Origin of the sequence: Halobacterium bonnevillei (assembly GCF_009831555.1) — an archaeon.
GTDB lineage: Archaea > Halobacteriota > Halobacteria > Halobacteriales > Halobacteriaceae > Halobacterium > Halobacterium bonnevillei.
In genome coordinates this window covers 1-5,579 of record NZ_WUUU01000186.1, presented here as the reverse complement: position 1 = coordinate 5,579, position 5,579 = coordinate 1, and the positions used below count along the sequence as shown (strand labels likewise).

Below are 5,579 nucleotides of genomic sequence, written 5' to 3'. Positions count from 1 at the left end.
CGGCGGCGCGCCGGCCGCGAACTCAAGGGGTCTGCGGACGGCGACTCCACACTCCCGATAGCCGACCGTGTACGGCGCGAGGGCCGGCGCCACGTCGCGGTCGACGTACAGGAAGCCGCTGCCCCACACGCCGAGCAGCCACTTGTGGCCCGCTGCGGCGACCGCGTCGCGCCCCACTCGTGGACGTCCATCGGGAGCTGGCCGGGAACCTGGACGGCGTCGACCAGCGCGAACGCGCCGGCATCGTGCGCCGCGTCGACGAGGTCCGCGACCGGGAGCTGGGTCCCGTGGGTCCACGTGACGGCGCTGAACACCGCGAGCTTCGCGTCCTCGACGGCCGCGGCGAACGCGTCCAGGTCGACGCGCCCCGCCGAGGTTTCGACGACCCGGACCTCGACGCCCTCGCGTTCGAGGCGCTGCCACGGCAGCACGCCGGCGGGGTGTTCGAGGTCGGTTCGCACGACGACGTCGCCGGCGTCCCAGTCCATCGCGTTCGCGACGGCGTTGAGGCCCGCAGTCGTGCTCTCTGTGAGCGCAATCTCGCCGGGGTCGCTCCCGACGAACGACGCGACGCGCTCGCGCGTCCGGTCGTACTGCTCGAAAGCCGCCTCGTAAGGGTCACCGTGTGCGGGACTCCTGTATTCGTGGGACTCCAGGAACTCCTCGGCGGCCTCCACGACGTACCGCGGGCTCGGGCCGTGCGCGCCGAAGTTCATGTAGACGCCGTCACCGAGCGCGGGCACGTCCGCACGGAGTTCTCTGGGGTTCATCGCGACGTCCCTCCAGGGTGCGTTCCGTCGCCGGCAGTTTCGCTCGTGTTCATAGCCGAAACTACGCATCCAGTCGTTAATTGTCTTGGGAATACCATGCAACTCTAGGCGTGTTCCGACGGCGTTGGCGAGGTGCCCTATCCGGTCTCGGCCGCGGACTGTGTGCGCCCGATAGCCCTGGCCATCGCGACCAGGTACCCCAGACCGTGCTGGACGTCCGGGTCCCGGGTCGCCTTCAGCAGGCCGACTGGCCCGACGCGTTCGGGCGTCTCGCTGTCCGCCTCCCCGAGCGCCGTCAGCGCCGTCTCGATTCCGTCGCTGGCGTCCTCGTCCGCCGCCGTCTCGGCGACCTCGCCGAGCGACGACCCCGTCGCCGCCAGCGACCGCACCATCTCGTCGTCGACGCGGCGGTCAGCAGCGACACCACCTCCGCGAGTTCCATCAGTTCGTCCAGCGTCCCCGACTCCTGGAGCGCAACCAGGGATTCGAGGGCGTCCTCCAGGGCCGCGCCGTTCGCGCCGACGGCGCCCGCGACGCCGACCGTCTCCTCCGTGGCGATGGCGTCGGCCGATTCGGCGAGCGTCGCCGTCGTCCCGGAGACGTCGCGCGCCATCTCGTCGGTGAGCGCGCTCTCGCCGAGCGCGAGGACGTCCAGCAGTTCGTTGACCGAGTCCAGCCGACGGACGAAGTCGGCGACTGCGTCCGGGTTCTCCTCGATGGCGGCCGCCAGCTCGTTGTCGGGGTCCGCGAGTTCCTCGGCCATCGTCAGAGCAACCCCCGTGCGGTCAGCCAGTAGGACTCGTTGTACGCCAGTTTCGCCCAGTGGATCTTCTGGGACGGCGGCGCCGGCGACGGCGGGTGCTCGTAGTCGAACTCCACGAACGACGCTGCATCCATCCCCGTCTCGATGAAGCACAGCGTCTTCCCGTCGTAGGTCGCCGTCGCGGGCCGGCCGCGGAGCTCGCTGGCGAGCCGCTGGCCGACGACGCCCGCCTGGTAGTGCGCGACGCTTCCCGCGTTCGGCACTCCCGTGTCGGCCGTGTCGCCGAGCGCGTACACATTCTCGGCGGCCTCGGCTTCCAGCGTCTCCTTGTCGACGTCGACCCAGCCGCGGTCACCGAGCCCCGCCTCCTCGATGAGGTCGATGCCACGGTGGGGCGGAATCGCCACGAGGAGGTCGTAGTCGAGCTCGTCGCCCTCCATCGTGGCCATCGTCTGCCCGTCCGGGTCGACCGACTCCGCGTTGAAGAACGTCTCGACGGCGATGTCGCGGTCGTCCATCCGGGGCCGCGCCCACTCCGCGATGTGGGGGTTGCCGTGCACGCGCTGGATGGGGTACGTGTACGTGATGTCGACGTCCTCGCGGAGGCCCCGCTTCCGGAACCAGTCGTCGGCCATGAACACGAACTCCAGGGGTGCAGCGGGACACATGTGCGGCGTCCCGACGACGCTCAACACGAGGTGCCCCTCGGTGAACGACAGCAGTTCCTCGCGCAGCGTCTCGGACCCGGATTCGCTGTAGAAATCGTGGCCGCCCTCCGCCAGGCCGGGAATCTCGTCGGGCGCGAGCGTCGACCCGGTCGCGAGCGCGAGGTAGTCGTACTCGCTGGGCGCGACGCCGTCCCTGCTCTCGAGGCGCTGCGCGTCCGTGTCGATGCCCGTGACGCGGTCGATTCGGACGTCCACGCGGTCGTCCACGAGTTCGGTCAGCGGCCGCCGCCCGTCCGCGGGCTCCCGCTGTCCGAACGGCACGTACAGCCACACCGGCTTGTAGACGTGGTCCGGGTCGTCGGTGACGATCGTCACTCGGACGTCGCCGGCAGCCAGCTCCGGCTCGAGTCGCTCCGCGAGGTCGTTCGCCAGGACTGTGCCGCCAGTCCCGCCGCCGACGACGACAACGTGGTCAGTCATGCCTTCTCCACGTAGAACTCGTAGTGGTCGTCGGCCTCTTCGACCTCCAGGAGGTCGTTCCCGGCTTCCTCGGTCCACTCGCGCACGTCCGTGAGCGACTGCTCGTTGTCGCTCAGCAGGCGGACGACGTCGCCCGATTCGACGTCCCGTATCTTCCCGATGAGGTCCATCAGTGGGCCGGGGCAAGCCGCGCCGCGAGCGTCGACGGTTGCGGTGGCGTCTAGATTCGTCTCAGTCATGGGTACGTGTCGACGTTCGCTCCCCGCACATTAATATTGCGCGTAATTTCCAAGATTATGAAAACCCACTTGGGCCGGGAGAACGGTGGGTTACGCACTGCCGGGTCGTCCCCCCGCTATCGCTGGAAGCTGAGCGCGTAGTGGTACGGCGGCAACTCGACGCGGCGGGTCCGCGTGACGTCCGCGGCGGCCGCCACGACGGCCCGCGTCTCCGCCGGCGCCATTCTGCGTTCCGTCGGCGGGCCGCGGGGCTCGTCCAGAATCGTGGTCTCGGAGCGGGGCCGGTCGTGCCAGTTGACGACGAGGAAGCGCCCGCCCGGCCGGAGCACTTCGAACGCGCCCTCGACGAATCGCTGGGGGTCCGATACGCCGTGCAGCGTGTTCGCGACGAGTACCGTGTCCACGCGCTCCGGGAGGCTCTCGGGTAGATTCCGCGCGTCCCCCTGGACGGGGACGACGTTCTCGATGGCGTGCTGGGTCGCGAGGCGCTCGAGTTCGCCGAGCAGGTCCTCGTCGAGGTCCAGCGCGTACACGGGTTCCGGCGCGGTGATTCTCGCCGCCGGGAGCGCGAAGTAGCCGTTCCCGCACCCGACGGCAGCCAGGGAGTCTCCGGGCGTGACACCGACCTCGCGGAGCGTCTCTCCGGGCGTCGGCCAGAGGCGACCCCACCAGTCCCAGTCGGGTTGCCCCGTGTTCGGGAACCGCTCCATCGTCACCGAGTGCTGCAGGTGTCGACGCCGAGCACGCGGTACACGAGACACAGTCGCGTCGTCGCGGTGCCCACGAGCACCGCACCGACGAGCAGCGCGAGTGCCGCGGCGACCGGGTCGAGGCCGAGGACGCCCGCGAACGACGCGAGCGCGACAGCGGCCAGCGCCGCGCCGACGACGAACCTGACGGTCCGATCCGCCGAACCAATATTGGGTTCCATACCCAACGCTCTGGAATACTATGCTGTAAGTGTTCCCCAGATTCCCGGCCGCGGAGAATCGGTGCGGCCGCCGCCGACCGACCGTGACGCCGGATGGGGGCAGGTAGGGAGCGTGCCGCGGCCGGGAGCGCGTCTCCCCCGCTGGCCCACCCGCTCAGTCGAGCGAGCGTGCGAGCGCTCCCGGGAGGCGAGCGTACACCGTCGCGTTGCCGGCGAGCGCGTCGACGGTCGTGTACTCGTCGACGGCGTGCACCGTGTCGGTCCCGAACCCGAACTCCACCGTGGGAATTCCCTCGTTCCGAAGGCGCTTCGCGTCGCCACCACCAGTGGCGCTCCGGCGGTACACGCGCTCGCCGGCGACCGCTTCCGCGGTCGACGCGACGGCTTCGACGAGCGGGCTGTCGACCGGTTCCACGGTCCCGACGCTCCACGAGACGTCCGCGATGGTGATGTCCTCGCAGCCAGCGACGCAGTCCCGGACCTCCGAGAGCATCGCCGACGTCTCCACGCCCGCCGTCAGTCGGACGTCGACCTCCGCGCGGGCGGACTGCGGGACGCTGTTGATGGCTTCCCCGCCGCGGAGCGTCCCGAGGTTGATCGACGGCGTGGTGAACAGGGTCCGCGCGGTCGCGTCCCCCATCATGGGGGCGTAGTAGTCGACTGACTCCGCCAGCACCGGCTCCATCTCCGCGTCGATGTCCAGGTCGCGGGTTCCGAACCGCTCGCGGAGCGTCTCGACGGCGGCGTACAGCCGGTCGATGGCGTTGACGCCCAGCATCGGTCGCGACCCGTGGGCCGCCTCCCCGCTGGCGTCGAGGGTCAGCCAGATGCTCCCGCGGTCGGCCACCGTCACGGAGTGACGGCCTTCCTCGCACGTGGGCTCCCCGATGACGCAGGCGTCGGCGTCGACGTGGCCGCCGTCCACGAGCGCGGGGAGGCCGGCGTCGCCACCGACCTCCTCGTCGCTCACGAACGCGAAGCGCAACGTCAGCGGGGGCGTCGTCTCGGTCTCCGCGAACGCGGTGAGCGCGAACAGCATCGCGGCCACCTGCCCCTTCATGTCGGTGGCACCGCGCCCGTAGATCCGATCGTCCGCGCGCTCCCCGAGCGGGTCGTACGACCACTCGTCGGCGTCGAACGGGACCGTGTCGAGGTGGCCGTTGTACAGCAGCGTCTCCTCGCGCTCGCCGGGCAGCGTCACGAGGAGGTTCGGCTTCGCCGGGTCGACAGCGAACCGCTCGACGTCGACGGGCAGCGGGTCGAGGTACGCGTCGATCCGCTCGACGACGGCGCGGGTGTCGCCGGGCGGATTCGGCGTTTCGATGGCCAGCAGGTCGAGCGTGAGGTCGACGAGTTCCCCGCGGTGTTCCTCGACGTAGCCGTCCGGGTCCAGTGTGGGCATCGTCACTCGAGGGTCCCCTGCAGGACTTTTGCGGCCGTCGCCACCGGATCCCAGACGGGACTGAACGGCGGCGCGTACGCGAGGTCCGCGTTCTGTAGGTCCGCGACGGCGAACTCGGCGTGCAGCGCCGTCGCAATCGTGTCGATGCGCTTGACGCCCTCGCGGCCCACGACGCTCCCGCCGAGGAGCCGGCCGGTCGTCCGGTCGGCGAACAGCGTCACCGTGAGTTCCGCGCCGCCGGGGTAGTAGTGTGCGCGCGTCGGCGCCGAAATCGTGACCGACGCGGGGTCGAAACCGGCCTCGCGGCCCCGCTCTTCGTCGACGAT

The 5,579-nt window shown here is 70.4% G+C and carries 5 protein-coding genes and 3 pseudogenes; all 8 read right to left on the bottom strand.

The window, feature by feature from the left end; all coding sequences use genetic code 11:
• Positions 1-770, bottom strand: a pseudogene (locus tag GRX66_RS15985) (aminotransferase class V-fold PLP-dependent enzyme); the annotation flags it as partial.
• 137 nt (positions 771-907) lie between these two features.
• Positions 908-1,533: pseudogene (locus GRX66_RS15980) on the bottom strand (DUF1641 domain-containing protein).
• A gap of 2 nt (positions 1,534-1,535) precedes the next feature.
• Positions 1,536-2,681, bottom strand: a complete 1,146-nt coding sequence (locus tag GRX66_RS15975; RefSeq protein WP_159527418.1) for an NAD(P)/FAD-dependent oxidoreductase — start codon at positions 2,679-2,681, stop codon at positions 1,536-1,538.
• The gene (locus GRX66_RS15970) at positions 2,678-2,920 is read right to left on the bottom strand and encodes a sulfurtransferase TusA family protein (RefSeq protein WP_159527417.1); all 243 of its coding nucleotides are present in this window, start codon (positions 2,918-2,920) and stop codon (positions 2,678-2,680) included. Before GRX66_RS15970 ends, GRX66_RS15975 begins: the two co-directional genes overlap by 4 nt.
• 116 nt (positions 2,921-3,036) lie before the next feature.
• Positions 3,037-3,630, bottom strand: coding sequence for a class I SAM-dependent methyltransferase (locus tag GRX66_RS15965; RefSeq protein ID WP_159527416.1), 594 nt, complete (start codon positions 3,628-3,630; stop codon positions 3,037-3,039).
• Positions 3,631-3,632: 2 nt separating this feature from the next.
• Positions 3,633-3,851 carry a YgaP family membrane protein gene (locus GRX66_RS15960; RefSeq protein ID WP_159527415.1) on the bottom strand — a complete coding sequence of 73 codons (219 nt, stop codon included), beginning with the start codon at positions 3,849-3,851 and terminating at the stop codon, positions 3,633-3,635.
• A gap of 154 nt (positions 3,852-4,005) precedes the next feature.
• Complete coding sequence (locus GRX66_RS15955; RefSeq protein WP_159527414.1) at positions 4,006-5,253, bottom strand: M20 family metallopeptidase; 1,248 nt, start codon at positions 5,251-5,253, stop codon at positions 4,006-4,008.
• Positions 5,254-5,255: 2 nt separating this feature from the next.
• A pseudogene (locus GRX66_RS15950) lies at positions 5,256-5,579 on the bottom strand (FAD-dependent oxidoreductase); the annotation flags it as partial.

What these genes read in the sequence shown, in the direction of transcription:
- GRX66_RS15965 (WP_159527416.1), bottom strand. Translation starts at nt 3,630, where the DNA reads ATGGAGCGGTTCCCGAACACGGGGCAACCCGACTGGGACTGGTGGGGT.
- GRX66_RS15975 (WP_159527418.1), bottom strand. Translation starts at nt 2,681, where the DNA reads ATGACTGACCACGTTGTCGTCGTCGGCGGCGGGACTGGCGGCACAGTC.
- GRX66_RS15970 (WP_159527417.1), bottom strand. Translation starts at nt 2,920, where the DNA reads ATGACTGAGACGAATCTAGACGCCACCGCAACCGTCGACGCTCGCGGC.
- GRX66_RS15960 (WP_159527415.1), bottom strand. Translation starts at nt 3,851, where the DNA reads ATGGAACCCAATATTGGTTCGGCGGATCGGACCGTCAGGTTCGTCGTC.
- GRX66_RS15955 (WP_159527414.1), bottom strand. Translation starts at nt 5,253, where the DNA reads ATGCCCACACTGGACCCGGACGGCTACGTCGAGGAACACCGCGGGGAA.